Below are 25,163 nucleotides of genomic sequence, written 5' to 3' on the forward strand. Positions count from 1 at the left end.
CCTCCAGGACATCGACATGACATCAGAGCCACTTCAGAAGAAGGATGGTCGGGCGAAGCGCGCCCTTTCGCTGTGCATGCTGGGCCTCTATGGCGCGAGCCTTCTCGGGTCGTGTGGCCCCATTCCGGGCAGCGGCGAGGGACTGACCGAGGCCGAGGTCTCGGAGAACCGCCTGAGCGGGGATGAGCGGCTGCTGCCGCCCGTGGGAACGGTGGTGGACACCAATGCCCTGGCCGGGCTCGCCGCGGGTGCCACCGAGGGAGCGTTCTCTGTCACCCCGGATGGCGCGGCGACCTACCGTCTGCCCTTGTGGGTGCCTCCGGGCCGCGCGGGGATGCAGCCGGAGCTCGCGCTCAGCTACCACAGCCGCTCCGGGATGGGGCTGGCTGGGATGGGCTTCACGCTGACAGGGACGCTCTCCCGCATCACCCGTTGTCGCAAGACGCTGGCGCAGGACAGCGCGGTGGCGCAGGTGCGCTTCGACGCGACGGATGCGCTGTGTCTGGACGGCGCCCGGCTCATCCATCTCAACCCCGAGACGACGCAGTACGGCGCCCACGGGAGCGTGTATCGCACCGAGGTCGACACCTTCGCCCGGGTGATGCTCTCCACCAGCACCCAGAATGGTCCGCCGGATTCCTTCGAGGTGCGTCAGAAGGACGGGCGCATCTTCACCTATGGCGCCGTGCTGGCGGGGATGCGCGTCCTCCCCACCCAGGCGCTGCCCACGGGTGTGAGCACGGCGAACGTCCAGGCGGTGCGCTACGCCTGGGCCTTGTCCGAGGTGAAGGACCGGCAGGGCAACTACCTGCGGCTCGGCTACGACCTTCTGGGCGACCAGGAGACGGGCTACGAGCAGCGGTTGAAGAACATCGAGTACACGGGCTCCTACACGGACGCGACCGTGGCCGCGCGTCTGCGCCGCGTGGAGTTCCACTATGAGCCGGGGGACCTGGATGTGTCCTACGTGGCGGGCCTCAAGATGCGCTCGGCCTCGCGCCTGGACCACATCGACATGTTCGCGCCGGACGTGCCTGTCTCCCAGTGGGAGTCGGGTCCGAGCACCCTCTGGCGCAGGTACGCGCTCGAGTACCGGAACGACAGTGTCTCCGGTCGGAGCCTGCTCAAGTCCGTGCAGGAGTGTGACGGCCGGAACGCGTGCAAGGAGAAGACGACGTTCGACTGGGAGCTGGGCTCCGAGCAGTTCCTCACCCTCAACACGGGCATCGCGGACGTCGCGGCCAACAGCGACGTCCCCGACACGTCCAGCACCCTCCATTACAAGGCCCGCGACTTCTGGAACCTGCACGTCGCGGACGTCAACGGAGACGGTAAGGACGACCTGCTCTACCGCTTCATGCGGTTCTCCTCCACCGCGGGCTACTCCCCGGCGGAGTGGCGTCTGCGGTTGAGCAACGGCTCGGGGTTCGGCGGCTATACCACCGTCAGTCTGCCTGCCTCGCAGGTCGGTGACTCGCAGGATGACCTGTCGGCCGTCGACATGGACATGGACGGAAAGACGGACATCGTCGCCCTCAACCGGACCGACTGCGACAACAACATCAGCGGCCACTTCCAGGTCTACCGCTACAACGGCTCCAACTTCACTCCCGCCGTCCTGGACGGCCATGAGACGTATGCGGTGTGCGGCACGTCGACCGCGACGGTGAAGCCCCCGGGCCTCCAGGTGGCCGACCTCAGTGGCGACGGCCTGCCGGACCTGCTCCGCTCGTGGCGCCCCAGCAACGCGGGCACGAGTGTCCCCACGGAGTGGGCCTGGCGGCTCAACCAACTGGGCACCACCGGCACCCTGGGCTTCCCTGGCTATACCGCCATTGGCGCGCGCTCCGGCGTGGACCATTCCGGCTTCGTGGCGGACGTGGACGGCGACGGCGCCGCCGAGGTGCTGCTGCGCAAGCCGAACACCCTGCCCACCACCCAGTCACGCAGCCCGGATGGGTTCGCCGGGTACTACACCGCGGTGGGCATCAACCCGGATGGCAGCCGTCGCGAGACGGAGACGACGCTGACGGCCCTGCCATGGGACTACGAGTTCAGCGGGCCCTTCCACTACCGCGACATGTGGATGGTGGACGTGACCGGCGATGGGCTGCCGGATGCACTCACGCTTCACAAGGAACGTCAGCCGCATGACGGCGTCCCGCGCGAACTCCGCCTGGCCATCAACAACGGCAGTGGCTTCCTGCCTCCGCAGACGCTCTCCATTCCAGCGGGGGCCATGCCTGGCCCCTCGCAGGGGGGACCGGTGGGGCGCTTCATCGACAGCGGCGTGCGCCTCCTCGACTACAACATGGATGGGCGGCAGGACCTGCTGCTGGCGGACAACTACAATGACCGGGGCACCATCCGGACGAACCTCACCGTGCTGTTGTCGACGGGGACTGGCTTCACCTCGAAGGTGCTGACCGGCCTGCCGGTGGGGCTGTCCACGGGGCTGGGCTTCACCTCGCCCCTGGGCTCCACCACGGAGCTGGAAGGGGCCGGCTGGGGGCAGAAGCTCACGCGGGTGGGCGACATCAACGGTGACGGCCTGCAGGACATCATCCAGGTCGTCGGGAACGTCTTCACGAGCCAGCTCGTGGTGCACCTGCGCCAGGGCCTCAAGCCGGACCTGCTCCGCCGGGTCACGGATGGCAATGGCAAGTGGGCCTCCTTCGAGCACCGCGCGCTGGGGAACTCTCCGGGCCACTTCACGGCGGGCGGGTGTACCTATCCCCAGTACTGCGGGGTGCGGGGCATGTGGGCCGTCAATGCGTACATGACGGACAACGGGCTCGACGGCCCGGATGCCTTCTTCCACTGGTCCATCCTCGCCTACGAGGGGGCTCGCACGGACCTCCGCGGCCGTGGCTGGCTGGGGTTCTCCCGCCGCACCGTCACCGACCAGATAACGAGCAAGGTGACGACGACGGTCTATGACAACACCACGCGCACCGGCTCGCTGTATCTGCACGCGTTCCTCCCCAAGCAGGAAGAGGTCGCCACGCCCCTGACGGGACGCACCCATACCGTCACCAGCACCTTCACCCGCGAGCCGCGCTTCGCTCCGGAAGGACGCACCCGGTTCCTCTGTCCCTCGGTGACGACCCTCTCCGAGAAGGACGGAATCTTCGGCACCGTGTCGTGGAAGCTCCAGTCCCAGGACTGCGACGGCTACGGCAACGCCACGCGGCTCTTCACCGTCGTGCGCACGGATGAGAACGCCGTCGAGGGCACCTGGACGGAGCGCGTCCTGGAGGTGGAGAACCATCCATCCACCTGGGTACTGGGCCTCACCCGGCGGGAGACGGACACGTCCTACACTCCTGCCTCGACCCGCCATCCCGGCGGACAGCAGAGCACTCGCGCCACGACGTACCAGTACTGCCCCGGAGCCTCCTGCCCGGAGTCCAACGCCCTGTGGCGCGTCACCCAGGAGCCAGAGGGCACCGCGGACACGAAGCTCTTCACCACGTACTCACGCGACCTCACCGGCCAGGTGACGTCCATCGAGACCTCGGACACGCAAGGGGTGCTGCCGCGTCTGGAGCAGATCTCCTACGAGGGCCTCGAGAAGATCTTCCCCACGGTCATCATCAACGCCGCCGGGCACCGCACCGACGTCGCTCATCACCCGGGGTTGGGAGTGGTGGCGCTCACCGAGGACCCCAACGGGGTGCGGGTGCGCAACGCGTATGACGGCTTCGGTCGCCTTCGGATGGAGACGGCTCCCTACCGGGAGGGAGGGGCTTCTGGGGGTGCCACGGTTTGGATGGAGTACCACCGGGAGGCGCCGGGAACCCGCATCACGGTCCAGCGGGACGGCAGTCCCTCCCTGACTCACAGGCTGGACCGCTGGGACCGGGAGATCTACACCCTTGTCCAGGCCGCCGACGGCTCCTGGAGTCGCGCGACGATGGCCTATGACTTCTTCGGCCGCACCTTGCGCATCACGCAGCCTCGGTACGACCGCGAAGCCGAGAAGGCCACGACCTTCACCTACGACAACCTGGGGCGGAAGCTGAAGCAGACGAACCCGGACGGCACCTTCCGGGAGTGGGTCCACGAGTGGCGCACCACGACTGTCTATGACGAGAAGCGGAACAAGACCTACGTCAACCGCAACCCACTGGGGCAGGTGGTGCATGTGAGCGAGCTGCGGGAGCCATCCGCTCCCTGGCTGGTGACCGAGTATCTCCACGGGCCGTTCGGCGTGCTGGACTCGACGAAGGACCCGAGCGGCGCCGTCACGGTGATGGAGTACGACGTGCGGGGGCGTCGCACGAAGCTGCTGGAGCCCAAGCTGGGCGCGCTCATCACCCTCTACGACGCCTACAGCGATGTCCGTGAGGAGACGGACGCGGCGGGCGTCCTGACGCGCTATGCCCACGACACCCTGGGGCGCGAGGTGTTCATCCGGAACCCGGATGGCCAGACGCACCTGTTCTGGGACACCGCTCCCCAGGGCAAGGGGGTATTGGCCAAGGCGGAGAACGACCGGAACACCGTGGCGACCGCGGATGACGTCGTCACGACCTATTCCTACGACACGCTGGGGCGCTTCACGCAGGAGTCGTTGTCGCTCAATGGCGCGACGTACCCCGTCGACCAGAGCTACGACGGGTACGGGCGTCTGGACAAGACCTGGTATCCGACGGGCCCCGGTGGCACCCGCCTGGGCGTCCAGCAGACGTATACGGCCACGGGTTACCCCGAGGCCGTGCGAGACGCGGCCACCAGCGCCGAGTACTGGCGCGTGAAGGACCGGGATGCCGCCGGCCGCCTGCTCGTCGAGGCGCGGGGAGGCAATGTCCTCACCAACTGGAACCGCTACGACGGCCAGGGGCGTCTGCGCTTCATCGAGTCCCGCAAGGCGGCCGGACAGCTCGTCCAGTCGCTGGCGTACAGCTACAACGCGGATGACAGCCTGCGCAGCCGTCACGACAACCTGAACCAGGTGACGGAGTCGTTCCAGTACGACGGCGTGGACCGCCTGACGCGTTGGACGGTGCAGGCGGGCTGCGACAACACCGTCACCAACTACGGCTACGACGACCTGGGCAACCTCAACGCCAGGCGGGTGGTCCGCAATGGCACACAGACCGAGCAGCTCTACTTCCAGTACGGGGCCCTCACCGCGTCACGGCACGCCATCACCGGCGTGAGCACGGACCCTGCCTTCGGCACACTGGCTGAGACGTTCAGCTACGACACCGGGGGGAACCAGACCCAGGCGAACGAGCCCGCGACGGGGCGCTTCCGCAACATCACCTATACCGCCTTCAACCTGCCCTCGACGCTGGTGACGCAGCAGGGAACGCTGACGTTCACCTACGACGCGCTCCAGCGCCGCACGCTCAAGCAGCACAGCAACGGGGACTCCACCCTCTATGTGGCGGGAGGCCTCTACGAGAAGCGCAAGAAGGCGGGCGTCGAGTCGCACGTCTTCCAGGTGATGGCCAGTGGGAAGGCGGTGGCGCAGGTGACGCTGGCCGCGAGCGGCGGCGCCACGCCTGTCACCACGTACCTGCTGCACGACCACCTGGGCTCGGTGGAGACGGTGACGAACGACGCAGGCAACGTGCTGGAGCAGCGCAAGTACCAACCCTTCGGGGCGCAGGGCCGGGCGGACGACCCGACGCTGGCGCCGGCCTCCACCGCCAGCGACGTGCGTCTGGGCTTCACCAGCCACGAGTGGGACGACGAGGCGGGGCTGGTCAACATGAAGGGGCGGCTCTACGACCCGAGGGTGGGGCGCTTCCTGACGCCCGACCCGGTGGTCAAGGCGCCCTATTCCAGCCAGGCGTTCAACCGCTACAGCTACGGCTTCAACAACCCCCTGCGCTACGTCGACCTCAGCGGGTTCACGCCCACCGAGTCCTCGAGTGTCGTGGGCACCTGGCACACGGCGGACGGCGAACTGATGGAGATCTGCGGCTCGGCGAACCCCGGTGATTGCGGCGCTCCCAGCGTGGGAACGGGGACTGGTGACGGAGTCGGACAGGGTGACAGCACTCCTTCGGCCGTCGCGGGTGGGGCGGACCAGAACGGCAGCATGGAGACGGGCTACGTCGAGTCCTCGTGCAAGTACTGCGTGGGAGATGGTCGCGGCCTGTTCGCGATGAACGACCAGCAGATGGATTCGCTCCAAGGATGGCTGCGGGAGACCAAATGGTCCTACGTCCCCTTCGTGGGGCTCGGCACCACGTCGCTCAACCTGATGCTGTCGTTGATGCGAGGTGACAACGATGAGCTGGCCAGTGATGTGACTCAGGTGGTCATCTCACTTGCCTCCGCGAAGGTGGTGGGGTTCGCGTTCAAGACCGCGGCACCCATCGTCACCTCGGCGACCCGCAGTTTGATCAACAGGGCGGGGCTCGCCCTCGCCCCCAGATTCCCGCTCGGCGGCTGCTTCGTCGCGGGAACTCCCGTGCTCACCGCGGAGGGACTGAGGCCCATCGAGGAAGTCCTGGCGGGAGACTGGGTGTGGGCCTGGAACGAGAAGACGAAGGAGCCGGGCTGGCACCGGGTGACGAGGACCTTCATCAAGCCGGAGAGGGTGGTGCTCCGCGTCGTCCTCGAAGCGCCTGATGGCACTCGTGAAGAGCTCGGAGTGACGGCGGAGCATCCGTTCGGCGTCGCCGGCCAGGGCTGGACGGAGGCTCAGGACCTCCGCGCCGGGGATGAGGTCGAAAGCGCCACGGGACAGCTCCTGCGCGTCCTCTCCGTCGCGACGTCCGCCGAGCAGCAGGTCGTCTTCAACTTCGAGGTGGAGTTCGCCCACACGTACTTCGTCGGGGAGTTCTCCTCGTGGGTCCACAACAACTCGGTGAGCGGGCTTGCCGTGAAGGAAGCTGTGTCCTTCACCTACGGCGAGCTGCGCAAGGCGGGCCTGCACCTCACCGACCGGATGTCCGGAAACCAGTTCGTGAAGCTGGTCAAAGACATCCAGAAGGACGGCATCAAGGACAAGCTCATCAACTTCGTCAAAATCGCGAACGAGAACTACGTCGTGCTCGGAAACAACAGGTTGCAAGCCGCGCGAAAGCTGGGCCTCGCCGATGAGTTGATCTTCAAGGAGGTGCAGCTGCCGTTCCGAGGATTCAAGACGGAGGATGATGTCATCGAGGCCGCCGCCGATTTCCTGAGCGGAGGCTGAGACAGCAGGACTGCGTGAGGGTGGTGCCCCGGGTGGAGCGGGTGCCACCGCACAGGCCCTGCCGGCGGCGGAATGCCGGCAGGGCCTGCGTCCCTTCAAGTCTGGCGGAGCGTGGGCCCGCTCACTCCATGACCATCGCCTCTGGATTGGCGATGGTCTTCAGCATGGGCCCGCTGGGGCCGCCGTTGCGGATGCACTCATTCGAGTATTGCGTGACGATGTTGAGGCAGCCATCTGGCGGATTGCCCCACTGGAGGATGGAGTCCATCCACGCCGGACCGTTCGTCGACGTGTAGGTGCCCAGCGGCTGCCAGGGGATGATGACGGGGCGGTCCCACCCAATCCACGGCGTGCCTCTTCCTGTCTCGTCGCTCAGGAGCTCGCCGTTGAAGAGCGTCTTGTACACATGCGAGCCGGTGTCCGGATAGGCGCCGTGTGAGCCAAAGGCCACATAGGTCTCGGGATGGAAGTTCAATAGGCCCAGCGCTTTGTCTCCATAGACGAAGAGCTGCCCTTCGGCATGCTGGGCCATGAAGACATGGGTCGGTCTCCCGTCGACGAAGCGCACGGTGACGTGCTCCCAGTCGCCCACGTGGTTGCCGAAGGTCGAGAACTTCCCGAGGCAGGAATGCACGGCATTGTAGAATCCCACGCAGACGCGCTTGCCTCCGTTGTAGGGGTAGAACATCCAATAGACGACGTCGGTGGTCTGGGTTGGGGCTCCGGCCTGGGTGCGAGGGATGATCTGCGCATACATCGGCACGTGGGTCGTCGGGTCCGGACGCTGGCCGTGCAGGAACGCGGGGTCCGTACAGGAGGCGCAGCCCAGTGGCTCGCGGGTCTCCATGAAGTACCCGACAGGCGTCACGTTCGCGAGGAAGAACTCGGCGGAGGACGGCCAGTAGTATTCGTCCGGATGGAGCCAGACCAGGGGCGCGTACTGGAGGACGGTGAGGTCATCGACCGGGGCACCCTGGAGTTCGGCGTTGGCGAGGGCGCTCTTGTTGAGGGCCCAGAAGAGACTGGCATTGGCGGCGCCATAGCCGACCTGGCCCACCATGGATGAGGCGGTCAGGGACCGGTGGTCCGTGGCATTGGCCTGGAAGACAGTGCCGTCGCGATAGGCACTCGAGCCCCTGTCGTCCCACAGCCAGGCAGGGCTCGCGGGCAGGACATACTCGCTGCGGACACACCGGATGAGCTGGGTGGACGGCTTGTCATAGCCCAGGGTGGCCACCGAGCCGAGGCAGGTATAGCCAGGAGCGGGCCTGGGGTGCCAGAAGCTGGCATCGTGAGAGCCGCGGGTGTGTTTGTCATCCCAGACGAGGTCATAGTCGATGGGAGGCGCCAGCACGTCCCCCTCACCGGAGACCACGAAGGTCATCCGGGGCGGTGAGCCATGGGAGGGCATGGCCACGTCGCCCAGGGAGTAGTGGCCCGGGAACCGGTCGAGCCTGGGCCGCCAGACGGAGATGTTGTCGTGCGCTCCGGTGTTGTGGTCGTCGTAGACCCAATCGAAGTGGGTCTCTGCCTGGACCGAGAGGCGCAGCGGATAGCGGAGCCGGGCCTTGTCGGAGCGCAGGGTGAAGTCGGCCGTCTGCCCGGCCTGGGTCGTCGCGGCGACGAGCTTGTAGCTGCCGGGCTGGAGGTCATAGGCGATGCGCGCGCGTGAGCCGCCAAGGAGGTCGTTCGCCTCGGCGAGCACGTTTCCGCTGGAGTCGAGGAGGTAGAGGTAGGGGCCGGCGTTGTTGGCGTCGAGGTCGAAGGTGACGATGTCGGGCGGGCCGGAGTGCTCGACGAGGAACTGACGGTTGGCGGGACTGGTTCGGCTCTGGCCTCCGGAAGCGAGCCACTGGCCATGGAGGATGTTGTTGTTGCGGGAGGTGGTGGACTCGACGACGAGGCTGGAGGTGACGGCGTTGAGGAGGCTGCCGGTGAGGTCCGTGTCCTGGGCGAGGACGATGCGCTGGCCGGAGAAACCCGAGTCCGCGTAGAGGGTGACCTGGAAGCCGTCGGGCACCTTGAGGGAGCGGAGGGTGTCATTGCCCAGCGTGAGCTGGTTGATGTCATACCGGCCCGCGCGCAGGGATTGACGAACTCCTCCGAAGTTGTGCTGGGAATAGACGGACACGGGGGCTTCCACCTTGATGCTGGAGGCCCGTTTGTCCCAGCCATTGCCCGTCAGGAGGGTGTCGGAGGTGAAGGTGATGGAGCTGCCGGAGAAGCGCGAGTGCTCGTAGAGGGTGACGGCCCAGCCCCTGGGGACGTGGACGGAGCTGATGGTGTCGTTGCCGACGGTGAGCTGGTGCTGGTCATACCAGCCGGGCTGGAGCGCCTGGGCGGAGGGCTCGGCGCCACCGGAGGGGTAGACGCGTGCGACAGGCGTCCAGGCGACAGGTGGAGCGGCGTAGAAGAGGGGGAGGGCGCCGCCGAGCGCGGGGTCGGCGCCGAGTGGAGCCGTCCAGCCGCAGTAGCCGCCGCCGGTGATGGAGACGACCTGGTCGACGAAGCTGTAGGACGCGGCGCCCAGTTGGCTGAAGCCACTCGTCACGAAGTAGTCGGCGGGCAGCTTGAACGGGGTGCCGCGCAAGTCGACGTTGGCCCTGCCGGAGCCGCCCCAGTCGCAGGACATGGCGGTGGCGTAGGGCATGGTGGAGATGTTGGCCTGGCCATTGTGTGAGAGCGCGCCGGTGGACGTCGCGAACCGCCGGTCGGACGTATCGACCTCGAGCGTGACGGGGTTGATGCGCAGCTTGGAGAAGACGGTGCGGACGTTGCTGCCGGGGGCCGCGCCACCCGCGGTGTATTGAGAGAAGTTGGAGTGGAGGCCATTCTCGGGGAGCGGGAGATACTCGGTGGGAGTGCCGGCCATGTCGTGGCACCAGGCCTTCCAGGGCCGGGCGGCGTCCCCCATGAGGTGAAGGGTGTACTCACCATCTCCGGCCTGGGGTCTGGCGTTCTTGATTTCCCGGCAGGACTTCTCGCGCAGCGGGGCCAGCTGTTGCTGGAGGACGGGCAGGGCCTCTGTCTCTCCGGGCAGGGATTCGGAGTGCCCGTCCGACTCGATGCCTTCGCCCTGGCAACCCGTGGAAAGCGCGAGGAGTCCCCCGAGGAGCACTGCGCGCCATGCCGCGGATTTCAATGAAACACCCAGACTCATGTCGTGAACCCTTCGCTTGATTCAAGGCGGGGGTGGACGCAGGTCGTGGTCACCCCTTCTTGAATGAGGACTGCCCACGAGCGGGGTCCTCGAAGGATGCCGCGCGGTGGGGCCGCGAGGAGGCTCGAGGGGGTTACTCCGTGGGTGGAGTGCGTCGTCTCCGGGCTGGAGACGGCGAAGGGTTTTCGCGTGTGATTCCCGGGGATTTATCCGGCGCGCCCTTTCGGAGGGAGGCACAGGCGGAGAACCCGCATCACGTCCTGACCCAGGAGGGTCATAAGCGGCCCGTTCGGTCAGGGCTGAAGTGTCTCTGGAGTAGAAAAGTACGCCAGTCGAGACTTTTGAAGATTCGCGGTTTTCCTGAGACAGTCGAGGGGCCGGCTCACGCGTGGGTGGCCCGGTCATCCCGTCATCGTGGAGACATCATGAAACTGCTATCGAAGTCCCTGTTCGCAGGAGTCGCGGCGCTCGTGTTGGCCCCGCTGTCCGCGTCGGCCCTGCCTCCGGACTGCTCCCAGGACCGTTGCAATGAGAGCACGCCGTGCTGGCTGGTCTGTGCCATTCCCTGGAGCATGCAGGTCGTCACCTGTGAGGAGTGGGTGACCGAGTGGGAGTACGGCACCTGTGGCGGCGCGGCCCTGGGGACCGAGGAGGAGGAGCTGTCGTCGTCGGAGTCCTCGCGTGATGACGCCGCGCTCGTGGCCCCCATCTGCGCGCCGCCGATGCTGGCTGCTCGGGCCGTGACGCTGTAGCGCCGGTTCATCCTGAGCGGTCGAGTCCATCACTCGCATGCTGGCGGGTGATGGACTCCCATCAAGGCTTCCGGCGACTCAGGGCTCCCTGCCTCGCCTGGCGGTTCGCGGTGTTTGATTTCAGAGAAACAAGAAGCATCGGCGGCGCTTCGGTCCGTCCTCGGAAGGTGCATTGTTCCGCGGCGGGTTGGATGACGAACAGCCAGGTGCTCCGCGGCACGGGGAGGAATCCAGCTCAAGAGGACCATCGTAAGGGCTCGTGAAAGCAATCCGGTCCATCCTTCGGGAGAACCCATGACCCTTATCAGGAAGCCGCACCCGTTCCTCGCCGCGCTCGCTACCGCGCTCTTCCTCACGGCCTGTGGTGACGACGACGACCCGAACCCGGCTCCCGGCACGGGGCTGGATGGCGCGCCGGAACCGGTCATGGTGGGAGAGGTCGTCGCCCTGACCGCATCGGACACGCTCGTGTCCTTCAATCGCGCGACGCCCGATGTCCTGGTGGGCTCCATCGCCGTGACGGGTCTGGACGCGGGAGAGTCGCTCTTGGGCATCGACTACCGTCCCGCCGACTCACAACTGTATGGCCTCACCAGCGGGGCGCGAATCGTCACCCTGGCCCCGGACACCGGCGTCGCCACCGTGAAGGCCACGCTGTCCGCCATGACAGGGGACGACAATCCGTTCACGGACCTCGTCGGCACCGACTTCGCCGTGGACTTCAATCCGGTGGCGGACCGCCTGCGCGTGGTGAGTGACAGCGGGCAGAACCTGCGCATCAATGTCGACACCGGCGACACCATCACGGATGGCGCCATCAATGGCGGCAATGGCGGCGCGCAGGTCAGCGGTGCGGCCTACACCAACTCCTTCGCGGAGACCGCCACCACCCGCCTCTTCGTGCTGGATGCGGCGACCGACACTGTCTACCTCCAGGATCCGCCGAACAACGGCACACTCTCCGCCCCGGTAGCATTGGGCGTGGATGCCTCGGGGGTGAATGGCTATGACATCGATGCGCGGACCAACGTCGGTTATGCCGCGCTGACGGTGGGCGGTACGCAGCGCCTGTATCGCATCACTCCGGAGAATACTTCGGCCCCCGCCACGGAAGTCGCGGCCATCGGCTCGACGGAGCCCCTCAAGGGGCTGGCCCTGAAGCAGGAGTCGGGTGCCACGGTCTACGGTCTCACCACCGACAACCAGCTCGTGCGTGCCGCCGTCTCAGCGCCCAACACGCTGACGGCGACAGTGGCGCTGACGGGGGTGCCAGCCGGGGAGACGTTGCTCGGCATCGACCTGCGCCCGGCGGACCGGATGATGTATGCCCTGTCGTCCGCCGGGAAGCTCTACACGGTGGACACGCAGACGGGCGCGGTCACCGCGAAGGCCACCCTGAACGCGGACCCCGCCGACACCACGGAACCCTTCACCGCGCTGTCGGGGGCTCAGTTCGTCATCGACTTCAATCCCGTGGCGGACCGTTTGCGCGTGGTGAGCGACACGGGGCAGAACCTGCGCATCAACGTCGATACGGGCGCGACGACCACGGACGGCGCTATCAACCGGACGCCGGGTGCCGTCGTCTTCGGTGTGGCGTACACGAACAGCGTCATGGGTGCGACGGCGACGACGTTGTTCGACCTGGAGCGCAACAGCAACGTGCTGACTCAGCAGGCGCCCCCCAACGATGGCACGCTGGTGAACGTGGGGGCGCTGGGCGTGACGTTTGTCGGCGCGACGGGGTTTGATATCGCTGGCGGCGACAACGGGCTGCCGCTGGCGGCGGGCCGCACGGCGGCCAGTGGTCCCTATGTGCTGTACCAGGTGAATCTGCTGACGGGCGCCGCGACGTACTTTCCGCGCACCGCCACGACAGCGGAACAGGCGGCCATCGGTGGGGCTTCCGGTCCGGAGCTGCGAGACATCGCCATCGTGTACTGACGCAGGCACCTGAAGGGTGGGCGCGCCGCCATTCCCTGCCTTGCGCGCAGGGGTGGCGGCGCATCTGCGTGGAGAGGTACGCACCTCGCCCTTCCCGGTCGGGCTCGTAGTGCGCGCCGCTGTTCACTGCGGCCCGCCGAGCCGTGGGGCATCTGGGAGGGGCTTCAGTCCGCTCCGCGCTTGCCAGACACCGCGCTCCGCACGGGCTGCTCCGGCACCGAGGGGCCTTCCACGACACCTGTTTCCGATACCTGCGCCGTGGCGCGCGCCTCCCTGCGCTTGCGCCAGTAGAGGAACACAGGCACGCCCGCGCCGAGCAGCAGCGTGCCCTTGAGCGCGTTGAGGGGATTGGAAGCCGTGGACCCCACCACGACGTAGAGCGCCGCCGCGATGAAGAGCAGGGGCGTGACGGGATGGCCGGGCACCCGGTACGTCACGCGGGGCACCTGTCCCTGACGCTCCCGGGCCCGGTAGACGAAGAGCGTGGCGGCCGTGGCGCCGAAGACGAGCCAGTCCGCGAAGACGACGTAGTCGAGCAGCTCGCCGTAGGTCCCCGTGCTCGTGAGGAGGATGGCCCAGACCGCCTGGAAGACGATGGCCGCCGAGGGCGTGTGGTAGCGCGGATGCAGCCGCGCCATCCACGGGAAGAACAGCCCATCCGCCGCCATCGCCTGATAGACGCGGGGCGACACGAGGATGACGAGGTTGAGGAACCCGAAGGTGGAGAGCGCCACGCCGGCGGTGATGAAGGTACGGCCCGTGGGCCCCAACAGGAGCCCGAGCGCATCCGCCGCGGGAGCGTTGCTCGCGGCCAGCCCCTCCGCGCCGAGCGTGCGCAGGTAGGTGAGGTTCGCGAGCAGGTACACCGTCACCACGCCGATGACGCCCCAGAGGAGCGCGCGGGGCAGGTTGCGCTCCGGATTCACCAGCTCCTCGGCCACGAAGTTGGTCTGTTGCCAGCCGCCGTAGCTGAAGAGGACGGGAACCAGCGCGGCGCCGAGAGCCAGCACGATGGAGTCCGGAGGCGAGGGGGGCGTAGTATTCCCCACCGAGGGAGAGGCCCCCGCGAGCAGTAGTCCCGCGCCCACGAGCACCGCGAGCGCCACCAGCTTGAGCACCGTGAAGACGTTCTGCGTGAGCGCCCCGGGCCGCACGCCGAAGTAGTTGATGCCGGAGAGCAGCACGATGGCGCCGACGGCGAACGGAAACCGGTAGCCGTCCGCGAGGCCCGTCAGCGCCAGCGTGTAGTTGGCGAAGGTCACCGCCACCGCGGCGATGGCGCCGGTGGCGATCATCAGCAGCATTCCCCAGGCATTGAGGAAGGCGGGCAGCTCGCCAAAGGCATCTCGCAGGTAGACGTAGCTGCCGCCCGCCTTGGGGATTCGCTGTCCCAGCTCGCCGTAGATGAAGGCGCCGATGAGCGCCACGCCACCGCCGAGCAGCCAGGCCCCCAGCGTGAGAGCGGGGGTGTGCACGCGCTGGGCGACGATGGAGGGGTTGAGGAAGATGCCCGAGCCGATGATGCCGCCGATGACGAGCATCACCCCCGAGAACAGGCCCACCCGCCGCGAATAGCCTCCGCCCGGCGTGCCTGACGGAACTCCAGCTTCATGCTCGAGAGGAGGGCTCATGGCCGCCGAGCATAGTCCGAGGGCGGACGCCGACCAGAGTCAGGCGCGTGAGAGCCCTGCCCAAAGCCGCTGCGCGGGAATCGCTGGAACGCGAAAGAGGGCCGGTGGACGACCCGGCCCTCCTCCGCGATGGACTCACGCCAGATGTCGCTACCTGTGGTCCTCGTAGAACTCCTTCAGCTCCTGCTCCGCGCTCTCCAGGTTCTCGGTCGCCTTGTCGATTTTCTTCTGGAGGGCGCGGTCCTCGGCCGCCAGCTCGTTGATGCGCTGGTGGACGTAGTCCATGCGCTCCTCATCCGGCAGGGACTGGCTCGCCTCTTCGAGGTAGCTGCCCAGCTCCTGGTGGAGGGCGGCCTGCTGCTGCGCCATCTCCTGGAGGGCCTCGCGGATGAAGCGGGCCCGCGACTGCGCCACCGGCTCGCTGAAGAGGGGATTGGTGCCGTTGATGCAACCGCCGATGAACTTCACGACCTTGATGGCGGCGTTGGCCTTGCGGACCCCGGAGACCACCGGGTTGTTCAAGAACCGCTTGCCCATGTCGTACCCGGCCTTCACGCCCGAGACGACCTTGGGACCGCCGACCTGCACGCCCGCGGCGATGGCGATGGGCGCACCCACGCTGACCGCGTTGCCGACCGCGTCCCCCGTGGGAACGTTCTTCTCCTCGGTCCCCGTCGGGTCCACCAGGTCCAGCGGACGGTTGCTCACGTAGCTGTAGAGGTTGCATTCCACGGGGCTGGCGCGGCACTTCTCCAGGTCCTCGAGGAACAGCGGGTCCGGCGTGGTGAAGCGATTGATGCGGGCGTCGTAGTCGCGGACCCCCATGCGCACGAAGCCGAGGTCCGCGTCGTAGGCCTTCTCCACGTAGTCCAGCGCCGCCGAGCCCGTGGGGTGTGTCGCCCGGTCACCGAACGGCGAGGCCACCCGCTGCGTCCCGTCCGCGTCCGCCATCACCGTGCCACGGCGGTCGGTGGACAGCAGGCGGAAGGCGCCATTCTCCAACGCGCCCACCAACTGCGCATCCACGCGCACCGGCTGGGTGAGTCCCGCGCCATCCAGATACGCTCGGCCCTCCAGATATGCCGCGAGCGGTGCCCCGGACGCATCACGCTTCAACAGGCGCTCTCCGTCCTCGTCGTACACGAAGCTCCAGCTCTGGGCGCCCTTCTGCGCGGAGGCCACCTGACCGTCCGGCCCATAGGTGAGGCTCAGGTCGTCCCGGGCCACCGTGCGGCCCAGCCCGTCCCGCGTGTACGTCACGCCACCGACCACCCACGTGTTGGCGCCCGTGACGAGGTTGCGAGTCCCCGAGGCATCGGAGATGAACGTGGACAGGCCCAGCGCGTCGAAGCCGTAGTCATACGCATGCTGCGCGTCCTGGGCCGAGGCCAGGAAGCCCTGGGGTGAATAGCCGTACTGCCGCGCGAGCGTCGTGCCACCGAAGCCCATCACCTCGCTGTCGGTGAGCCCGCGAGCATTCAGCTTCCAGGCGATGGAGGAGCTCCAGGCCGGCGTCGTGTGCGAGAGGCTGGTGCGCTGCCGGGTGAGGACGTCGTAGCCCAGCGACACCGACGTGCCGCCACCGAAGTCCACCATCGCCGTCTTGCCCAGGGCGTTGTACTGCACGCTCGCCCAGGGCTGACCGTTGCGCGTCAGTGCGCTCATCCGGCCCCAGGCATCCCAGACGTAGCCGAGCGACGTGGTGGACAGGACACCGCCACCCGCGTCCTTCACGCGCGTGACTTCCTGCCGCACCTCTCCGCTCTCCGCGTACGTCAGCTCGCTCTCCACCGTGCGCCAGCCGGTGAGACTGAGCGTCGACTTCGTCAGCGTGCCGTCCGTCCGGTACTCCATCCGCTTCGTGTACCCGTCACCCGACGTCGCGGTGAGCAGGCCCGGCACGCTCGTATTGGCGGGAGCCGCCGGCGAGGCACCGTCGTAATAGAGCTGGTACGACTTCACGCCCCCCGTGCTCGTGTGGGTGATGCCGGTGCGGCGGCCAATGCCGTCGTACTGGTAGCCCTCGCTGCGCACCAGCGTGTTGCTCGGCGTGCGGAAGCGCTTCGCGGACACGAGCCAGGTCCCGGGGGCGTACTCGAAGTCCACGTTCGCCACGCCATCGCGCTCCACGCGGTCGACGCGACCATAGGCGTCGTAGGACAGCCGGTGCCCCTGATTGTCCGGCATCGTCACGACTCGCAGGCGCCCCAGCGCGTCGTAGGTGTACGAATAGGCGAAGCCGAGCTCATCCTCGTACCGCGTCATCCGCTTCGCCGCGTCCAGGAACTGCCGACGCGTCTGCGTGCTGTTCTCCTGCGTCTCCACGACGAGCCGCCCGCCCGACAGCGCCCAGGAGGTCGCCAGGGTCTGCTGGACGTCGACGTGGTGGCGCAGCACCTTCTCCACGTCGTAGCCGAAGACGGCGGTACGCACGCTCGACGTCTGCTCGATGCCGCCCAGCAATGTGGCGTAATCCAGGGCCGCCATGTCGGCGTTGGCCGGCAGGTTGGGACGCACGTACCGCGTCTTCTCCCGCTGCTGGCGGCTGTGCAGCGTCAGGCCGTCCACCACCCAGCCCTCGGGGGCCAGGCGCGTCCTGGCCACGTCTTCCCCGGCGGCGGTGGAGTACTCCTCCGTGTAGCGCCGGGCATTGCCGCCAGCGTCCACCAGCGCCGTCGCGGCGATTCCCGCGGGGCGGGTGGCGGTGGCGAACCGGTAGCTGAGCGTCTCGTTGGGGTTCACCTCGCTCGCGGCGCCCAGGGCGTCCCACCGCTTCGCCAGCCGCTCCATTCCGTCGTAGCGGAAGCGCTCCACATGGGTGCTCGCGCCGCGTCGGGTGGTCATCGTCAGGAGTCCGTCATGCAGCGGGTGCCGCTCGGTGACCTCCAGCGCCACGCCGTCCGGCTGGGTCACCTTGGAGAGCAGCAGGCGGCCCGGGGTGTACTCGAACGACGTGCTGCCCCGGCCCGGCTCGCTCACCGTCTTCACGGTGAAGTCCGGCCAGTAGCTCACCGTCTGGAGCGGCATGGCGCCCTGCGGCCCCTGGGCGACGACGCTCTGCACGAGCCCCACGGTGTTGCGGGTGATGACCCCCTGGTACGAGAAGTTCAGCGAGGACTGCGGATGCGTGCCCGCATACGTCAAGGTGGCGGGCAGGCAGTGCAGGTGCTTGACGAGCGCCGGCAGGCTGGCGCGTCCCAGCGTGGTGGTGAGGGTGCCCCACGGGGTGGCGCGCACCTGCTGCTGCGGGCACAGGCCGTCGAAGGCGACCGTCTTCGTGGACTCGGTGAGCGTCACCGCCGGCAGGCTCGCGTCGCGGAAGCCCTGCCCCTCTTCCTTCAAGCGCTTGAACGTGACGCCCTGGTGCGTGGCGTCCTCGTACTCGCGGAAGGAGACCTCGCGGACCTGGGGCGTGAGCGCGTCCGTCCGCGTGTCGGAGAGCAGCAGGCCGGCGAAGTCATCTCCATTGAGGAAGTTGACCGCGTGGCTCTCCTGCGGCGCGGTGCGCACGACGCTGTCGAAGCCGACGAGGAAGCCGCCCAGCGAGTGGTAGTTGGCGCCGAAGTACTGGTAGGCGTAGGTGATGGTGTCGTAGCCCGAGGACGCCGACGTCAGCGACGCCAGCACGGGCTGGCGGAAGCGGGCCCCGGGGGCGGCGGGCAGGCGCGTGTACGTGAAGCCCAGCAGGGTGCCCTTGCCGTCGTCCGCCGACTTGAGCAGGCCTGTCTCCGGGCCATCCAGCGACGTGCTGTAGGCATCCGAGCCCTTCGTCACGGTGAGGCTGGTGTTGCCGCTGCCCGCGAAGTCGCCCTGAGTCAAAGCGCTCGTCGTCCCGTTGAAGAAGGTGAGCGCGGGGACGGTGACCTCGCGGAACTCGCTGCCGTTGTTGACGAAGAGCAGGGCGAGGCCCGCCTTCGACAGCAGCACGTCCGACATGCCGTCGCGATTCACGTCGACGAACATGGCCGAGTACGTCGCGAGCTGCGCAAGGCTGGTGCCGTTCTTCGTCAGCACGGGGAACAGCTTGCTGGACGCCGAGTCGAACGCGTACCTGCCGGTGCCCGGCCACACGTGCAGCCCGTTGGAGAGGCGCGCGACGATGTCCGGGATGCTGTCGCCGTTCATGTCGTGCACCCACGTCGCCGTCGCCGACACGCTCGGCGTCAACGTGCCGTTGAGGGTGGCACCGAACTGCGTACCGGGCGCCGCGCTGCTCGTATTGGGACGCACCTGGAAGCCGCCCGGGACGACGCGGATGAAGTCCGGCTGCTGGTCGCTGTCCAGGTCCACGAAGCGGGTGTGCGGGCCCAACTGCCACGCGCCCGTCAGGGACTGCTGGGACAGCAGCGTGCCTGCGCGGTCACACACGCGGATGTCCGTGGTGGAGCCGCTGGTGTTGGTGATGGCCACGACTTCGGGCTTGAGCTGGTTGGGCCGCAGACGGGCCAGCAGACGCGGCTCGTTGCTCACGTGGGCCGTGGGACGGCACACGGACTGCGTGCCGGCGTTGGCGGGAGGCAGGGCCTCGGCGCGGAAGCCGGAGTCCTCCTGGACGTAGAGCATCTGGGCCTGGGCATGCTCGAAGTCGAGCCGTCCGTCCTCGTCCTCATCCAGCAGCGAGGCGCGCCAGGGCTGGATGGCGTCCTGGCCCGCGGTGGCGAGCGTCGCGTCCAGCTTCGTCACCCGGCTGAAGGTGGCGGTGGCGAGCGCGTCCGCGGACGTGTGGTAGGTGTAGCGGGCCGTGGGCGCCACCGTCACGTCGGGCGCGGTGCCGTAGGTCTGGTCCACCTGGGACAGGTAGAAGGCCACGCCGTCCACGGGCTCCGTGTAGGCGAGCTGGTACTGCCACCGCGCTTCGAAGAGGCCCGTGCTCGCGCTCTTCGCCTTCACCGACAGGGTGGACACGCGGCGGTCCAACCGCAGCTTCTTGCTCGAGCGGAAGTCGTCCACTGGCTTCGCGAGCGTCGCGTAGCCCAGGTCCACCTGGTACTGGAAGTCCGTGCCGGTGCCGCCGTACCGCACCGTCTTCAGGAAGAGGCGGCCCGTCGCATTGGCCTCGTAGGTGAAGTGCGTCTTGCGCCCCGTGGCGCTCACCACCTCGCGCAGGGACCAGGAATAGGTACCCTTCACGGTGTTCACCTGCGCCGAGCCCGCGACTCCACCCGCGCCATCACCGAAGCTCCAGACGCTGCCGTCGGGGTGATAGGCGGTGAGGCCCGTGGCGGACTGCTCCACGCGCACGGCGGGGTTCATGTCGGCGGGGTACCAGGCACCATCGGCGCCGAGGACGAGCCGTCCCCAGGGGCTGGTGAGCTCGTCCGTCGCGTAGTCCAGGTCGCCACGAACACGCCACCGGCGAATCTCCAGCCGCGTCTGCCAGCCATGTCCCCACTCCGACTGGCCAGCATCGGAGGAGTAGGTGGGGAAGGGTGAGCCGAGCACCTCGCCCCTGTCCTTCGGAACTGCGAAGGGGGAGGCGAGCGCGAAGCCACCGCGCGCCACATCCGCCGCGCCGAAGGCCGTCTGCGCATAGGTGCCGATGAGGGAGCCCCGCTGCGGAGCGGCGAGCTGGGGCGGTTGAATCTTGGCGTCCGTGAAGCCGGCGGGCTGCGCGAGCGCGAGAGGGGAGACGAGCAGGGCGGTGCCGCCCAGCATCCTTCGGAAGAGGGATAGCGGTTTCATGTTCCTACCTGATGGGTGAAGTACGAAAGAGAGAGTCGCTGCGAGATGACTGGGGAGGGCGGAGCGCGGGGCGTTCCCCACGTCGCTCCACCCTCCCCGTTGAATGGGCGCTGGCTACTGGCAGACGGTGACGCCAGAGACCGGCGTCGCGAGCTCCAGCACGTCCACCTTCATCGTGATGACCAGCGCGGAGGCCTCGGCGAACAGCGCGGGAGGCACGTTGCCCAGTCGGATGTTGAAGGTGCCGAAGGGCGACAGGCCATTGCCGGCGATGGTCGCGAACGGCTGCTGGAGGTCCTGGGCGAAGAGGGTCAGCACCTCGATGTCATTGCCGAACAACAGGTGCGGAGCCCCCACGAGGAAGTCCTGGTTGAGCATCACGTAGTTCTTGATGCCCGCCGTGGAGGGGTACGACAGCACGTCGCCCCACCGCACGGGCACGGTCAGGCCCGCCTGGGAGTCGGACGCGTTGGTGCTGCTGAAGGGACGGACCACCTGGACGCCCAGGTTCTTGATGATGGGCATGTGGTGCTGGCAGAGCAGCGCGCCACCCTGGCCTCCCACGCTGTACAGGTCATCCGGCGTGAGGGTGATGCTCACCTCGCCCGTGCCCAAGAGGAGCGTGTTCCACAGCGTCTCCGAGCGCTCCGGGTTCGCCGCGTGCCACTGGGTGGGCATGTTGAACGCGGGGTTGGGGAAGGCGAAGGCGAGCGCCACGTCCTTGGGCAGCTTGTCGGTGATGCGTGCCTGGGCCAGGGCTCCCTCGACGGCGGTGACGGCCGCGAGCGCCTTGTCGGCGAGCACCGTGAAGTCGTCGGACCAGTTCGCCTGCAACAGCGCGTTGATGTCCGCGTTCGTCTTCAAGCCCACGAGCGAGCTGGGGTGGCGCAGGTCCAGCGTCGGGTAGAGGTACTCGGTGACGAGCCCCGTCAGCGCGCGCGACTTGTCACGCAGCTCCTCGCCATCCAGGTTGCGCAGGCGCCACAGTGGGAGGAGGCGCAGCAGCCGTGCCTGGTTGGCGCCCATCGTCAGGTCATCCGCCAGGGACTGGATGTCGAGCAGTTGGAGTTCGATGGCGCGCTCCACGGTGCGCAGTTGCACCAGTCGCTCCAGCCGGGCGAGCTCCTGGGTGGCGAAGGAGACGAAGAGCGCGCTGAAGATGTCTGGCATGCCGCTCATCTGGCAGCCCGGGCACTCCACGCTGTACTGCTGGAGCAGCCGGGACTCGGCGGTGACGCGCAGGGCCTCCAGCTCGCTGCTCGTCACGCGCCCCTGTTCCACGTAGGCGGGCGTCGCCCCGCGCAGCTCGGTCATCACCGTGGCCATGGCCTTGCCCAGCGCCCGGGCGGCTTCGCCGGTGGGCATGAGGCGCACGCTCTTCACCGTGAGCCGGTGCGACAGGTCGTCCGCGCAGGAGCCCACGTCGTTCACCACCAGGAAGTAGTCGGTGTCCGCCTCCACGACGACGCCCGTGTGGGGCGACTGGAGCACCTGCACGTCGCGGATGTGGTTGCGGCCGGTGCCTCCCGGCGTCATCGCCACCAGCAGCAGGCTGCCCACCGGCGCGCTCGGGAAGGGCGTGTTCGGCAGGCGCAGGCCCATGGAGAAGCTGGCGGTGCTGCGCTGCTCGCTGCCGGACTGCTGGTCGAACGTCCCTTCGATGCCCGTCGAGTTGTTCACGCAGGCCTCGGCCGACACGTAGGCCGTCGTCCCGTTGCCGAAGAACTCCGCGCCGGCCTCCGTCTTGACGCCCGCGCACAGCCGGGTCTCCACGGAGCTCTTCGAGAACATGGACAGGTTCGCGCTCTCCGCTTCGTAGCCACTGCCGGAGAAGGTGACGGTGTAGCCCCCGGGTCCCGTGAGGGCCTGGCCGTTGCCCAGGTTGATGGCGGACGGCGTGCCGCTCGAGGGATGGGGCAGCATCGCTCCGGAGATGGCGCAGCTCGGCGTGTACTCTCCAGACACCTCGAAGTTCAGCAGCTCGCCGCGCAGCGCGGGGATGCCGAAGGCCTGGGGACCGCCGACGCCGCCCGGCCCCGGCTGACGCACCGCGAGCGAGAGGATGTTGAACGTCCCACCCGGCGACCAACGGGCCTCATCCGCGCCGATGCTGAGCACCTGCACCGGGCCGCGCTGGATGTCCGTGCCCAGGTTCGGCGACTCGTTCTCCAGCGTGGTGTTGAACGCCGCCGCGAAGTCGCTGAACTGCATCCGCTGTATCTCCAGGTTGTCCTGGAGCCCGACGAGGTCCGCGTTGAGCGAATAGAACTCGTTGAGTTTGCGCGCCAGCGTGGTCCGCACCGTCTTCTGGTTGGCGGCGTTGGCCACCTCGCCGAGCACCTCGTTGATGAGCGCGGCGCGGTGCTGGGTGAACTCGTTCAGCGCCGTCGTGAGCGCGCTCTTGCGCGTGGCCACCACGTCGTTGATGAAGTTGGCCTTGTACTCCTCCGTGCCTGTCTTCAGCGTGTCGCGCGTGGTGCTGACGAAGAAGCCGGACTTGGCGTAGCTGCTGGAATACGCATCCGCCTTCTCCACCAGTTGTGCCCAGCGGGCCAGCGGAGGAGGCGCGCCAGCGGCGCCGCTCTTGAGCAGGGCGGGGCTGTACGTCGTCTCGCCCGTGGCGGAGAGGACCGCCTGGGTGAAGGTGACGTGGTTCGAGTGCAGCAGGCCGAACACCGAGACCCAGCCCGCGTGGTCCTCGCCAGCCGTGTTCAGCTTGTTGGCCGCTGAAATCGCCGCCTGGAGGGTGGTGGCCTCCGGCACGGCGCCGAAGAGGGCCCACAGCTCCCCCGTCTCGGTGTCCACGGTGCCCGCCGCGCAGCCCTTGAAGCGGCAGCCCAGGTCATGCAGGTAGCTGAAGTCCTCCATGCGCTGGAACAGGCCGCTGAAGCCATCACCCAAAAGCATCAGCAGGGGAGGGCCGCTCATTGCTGGCGTCCCCGTCAGGGTGGCCTTGAGCACCGCCTGGTCCACGAGCAGCCCCGCATTGAGCGGCTGGGCGTGCAGGGGCAGCCCGTTCACGTTCAAGAGGGCGTTCTCGTAGGCGACCTTCCAGAACATGCCGAACGTCTCGCTGAGCTGCTTCATCAGCGTCGGGCTGTTGAGGGCCCCGGGGAACATCTGCGCCTGCTGCACCGCGTACCAGTCGCTGATGGACTTCAGGTGGGTGCGCACGTCGTCCGCGTTGGGGACCTTGCGCTGGAGCGGGTCGTTCGGGACGTCATCGCGGCGGATGTCGGAGAGGGTCCGCTCGTACAGCTTCAGCCACATGGCGTGGTACTTCTCGCGGTACACGTCACCCTGGCAGACGCCCGCGGGCACCGCCGCGACCTGCGAAGCCAGGCCCACGCAATAGGCCGCTTGCGAGCGCGCGGAGATACCGGGGACGTGGGACGAGGACAGTCGGGTGCAGAGGTCCATCGACGCGTTGAGCGCCGTCAGGCTGGTGCCGCAGCCGGGCGTGGACGGCGGGATGAAGCCCGCGCTGCAGTTCGTGTTGGCGGCCGGGTCGGACAGGTACAGGCCGCGAATGAACTGCACCTGCGCGGGCGTCAGTTGGTGTCCATGGAGTTCGAAGAGCAGCTTCAGCCGGGAGACGACCTCCGTGCGGAGCTGCGCGCCACCGGCTCCGGCCGGGAGACCCGAGGCGAGCCCCTGCTGCACCAGACAGTCGTACTTGGCGGTGACCTGCACGGCGGTGGAGGCGGCGGTGAGCGTCAGATGGTCACACGTGCGGCAGAGCGGCTGCTGCACATAGAGCGGCGAGGGCTCGTAGTTCTTCGGCGTCATCGCCGCCCACTTCGCGGCCGCCGCGAGCTTCACGGAGTTCAGTGACGTGTCCGCGGGGTGGAACAGCGGGTTCGCGTTGCAGGCGGTGGCCACGTCATTGCCGAAGTTGTTGTGACGGCACGTGGGGTAGATGGGCTTGGACGGGTCCGGGCACGGGTGGTTGCCCGTGGACGCACCACAGGCCGGGTCCGCCTTGGCGATGTACGTGGGCCACAGGGTCAGCGTGAAGGTGCACGAGCCGGAGTTGACCTCCCGCTCGGTGGCCCCCTGGACTGACTGGATGACGACGAGGTTGCGGTCCGCGAGCGGCAGGCTGTTGCGCTTCGCGTTCGCCGCGGCCAGGCACTGGGTGGCGCAGTTGAAGCGGGTGACGTCCGTGCAGAGCTCCACGTCGGGCGTGTGCGGCTTGGGCCTGCACTCCTGTTCCGTGTACGCGGTGCAGGAGGTGACTGTCTGGCTGAAGTTCGTCGTCGCGCGGCCCTGGACGCCGAACTGGGGCAGCCGGCACGTCGGGTAGTCGTAGCAGGTCATCGTCTCGAAGCCGGTGGACGGGCCACAGGTGACGTTGGTTCCGGACTTGTTGCAGTCCAGCCCGTACTGCCACGGCACCGCGCAGATGTTGGACGGGTCTCCGGCGGAGGCCCAGGCCAGCCGCGTGTCATCACACGCGCCATTGAGGGACTGTGAGGCCTCCGACAGCGCCTCCTCGTCGTTCAACTCCTCCTCGGTGGCCTCGCCGCAGGCCACCAGCGCACAGAGGACTGCGAGACACCACGGGCTCGACGGACGCATGAAACACACTCCTCCCGTGGAGCACCCGCGTGTGCGCGGCTCCCGGGTCTCCGGGCGCTTCCAGGGCGCCCTCTGTCAGGGACTGCGATGGGAACCGCGCGGGCCCAGGCTCTGACGGGAGCGAGGGCCCTCGGCGGGGTCGTGAAGGCTGTCAGCGATGGGAACGGAGCCCGCGCCGGATATTCCCGGGGATTATTCCGCTCCCGGTGCTCCCGGGCTCAGCGTCGAACCTGGCCCACGGGTCAACGGGTCCA

7 protein-coding genes are annotated in these 25,163 nt (G+C 67.9%); 3 read left to right on the forward strand and 4 right to left on the reverse strand.

Annotation, left to right across the window (positions count from 1 at the left end; all coding sequences use genetic code 11):
• Nucleotides 1–16: 16 nt before the first annotated feature.
• Nucleotides 17–7,159: an FG-GAP-like repeat-containing protein gene (locus tag HUA75_RS04555; protein ID WP_174485623.1), complete on the forward strand. Its 7,143-nt coding sequence runs from the start codon at nucleotides 17–19 to the stop codon at nucleotides 7,157–7,159.
• A 121-nt stretch (nucleotides 7,160–7,280) separates the two neighbouring features.
• Here HUA75_RS04555 and HUA75_RS04560 read toward each other — a convergent pair whose 3' ends face one another.
• Nucleotides 7,281–10,319: a Vps62-related protein gene (locus HUA75_RS04560; protein WP_174485624.1), complete on the reverse strand. Its 3,039-nt coding sequence runs from the start codon at nucleotides 10,317–10,319 to the stop codon at nucleotides 7,281–7,283.
• Between the two features lie 425 nt (nucleotides 10,320–10,744).
• Between HUA75_RS04560 and HUA75_RS04565 the strand changes: the two genes are divergently transcribed.
• Nucleotides 10,745–11,071: a hypothetical protein gene (locus HUA75_RS04565; RefSeq protein WP_174485625.1), complete on the forward strand. Its 327-nt coding sequence runs from the start codon at nucleotides 10,745–10,747 to the stop codon at nucleotides 11,069–11,071.
• Nucleotides 11,072–11,365: 294 nt separating this feature from the next.
• Nucleotides 11,366–13,015, forward strand: a complete 1,650-nt coding sequence (locus HUA75_RS04570; protein WP_174485626.1) for a DUF4394 domain-containing protein — start codon at nucleotides 11,366–11,368, stop codon at nucleotides 13,013–13,015.
• A gap of 164 nt (nucleotides 13,016–13,179) precedes the next feature.
• On the opposite strand, the gene HUA75_RS04575 is transcribed toward HUA75_RS04570, so the two are convergent.
• The 3 genes from HUA75_RS04575 to HUA75_RS04585 all read right to left on the reverse strand — a co-directional run bounded on the left by HUA75_RS04575 (nucleotide 13,180) and on the right by HUA75_RS04585 (nucleotide 24,909).
• Nucleotides 13,180–14,646: an APC family permease gene (locus HUA75_RS04575; protein ID WP_174485627.1), complete on the reverse strand. Its 1,467-nt coding sequence runs from the start codon at nucleotides 14,644–14,646 to the stop codon at nucleotides 13,180–13,182.
• Nucleotides 14,647–14,796: 150 nt separating this feature from the next.
• On the reverse strand, nucleotides 14,797–20,328 hold the full coding sequence (locus HUA75_RS04580; RefSeq protein ID WP_174485628.1) for an RHS repeat-associated core domain-containing protein: 5,532 nt from the start codon (nucleotides 20,326–20,328) through the stop codon (nucleotides 14,797–14,799).
• A 114-nt stretch (nucleotides 20,329–20,442) separates the two neighbouring features.
• Nucleotides 20,443–24,909, reverse strand: a complete 4,467-nt coding sequence (locus tag HUA75_RS04585) for a hypothetical protein (protein WP_174485629.1) — start codon at nucleotides 24,907–24,909, stop codon at nucleotides 20,443–20,445.
• Between the last annotated feature and the right edge of the window lie 254 nt (nucleotides 24,910–25,163).

The organism is Myxococcus sp. CA040A (assembly GCF_013336725.1).
Classification (GTDB): domain Bacteria; phylum Myxococcota; class Myxococcia; order Myxococcales; family Myxococcaceae; genus Myxococcus; species Myxococcus llanfairpwllgwyngyllgogerychwyrndrobwllllantysiliogogogochensis.

Bases quoted from the DNA above. Each gene is read 5' to 3' on its own strand.
- HUA75_RS04565 (WP_174485625.1), top strand. From the start codon at position 10,745: ATGAAACTGCTATCGAAGTCCCTGTTCGCAGGAGTCGCGGCGCTCGTG.
- HUA75_RS04570 (WP_174485626.1), top strand. From the start codon at position 11,366: ATGACCCTTATCAGGAAGCCGCACCCGTTCCTCGCCGCGCTCGCTACC.
- HUA75_RS04555 (WP_174485623.1), top strand. From the start codon at position 17: ATGACATCAGAGCCACTTCAGAAGAAGGATGGTCGGGCGAAGCGCGCC.
- HUA75_RS04560 (WP_174485624.1), bottom strand. From the start codon at position 10,319: ATGAGTCTGGGTGTTTCATTGAAATCCGCGGCATGGCGCGCAGTGCTC.
- HUA75_RS04585 (WP_174485629.1), bottom strand. From the start codon at position 24,909: ATGCGTCCGTCGAGCCCGTGGTGTCTCGCAGTCCTCTGTGCGCTGGTG.
- HUA75_RS04580 (WP_174485628.1), bottom strand. From the start codon at position 20,328: ATGAAACCGCTATCCCTCTTCCGAAGGATGCTGGGCGGCACCGCCCTG.
- HUA75_RS04575 (WP_174485627.1), bottom strand. From the start codon at position 14,646: ATGAGCCCTCCTCTCGAGCATGAAGCTGGAGTTCCGTCAGGCACGCCG.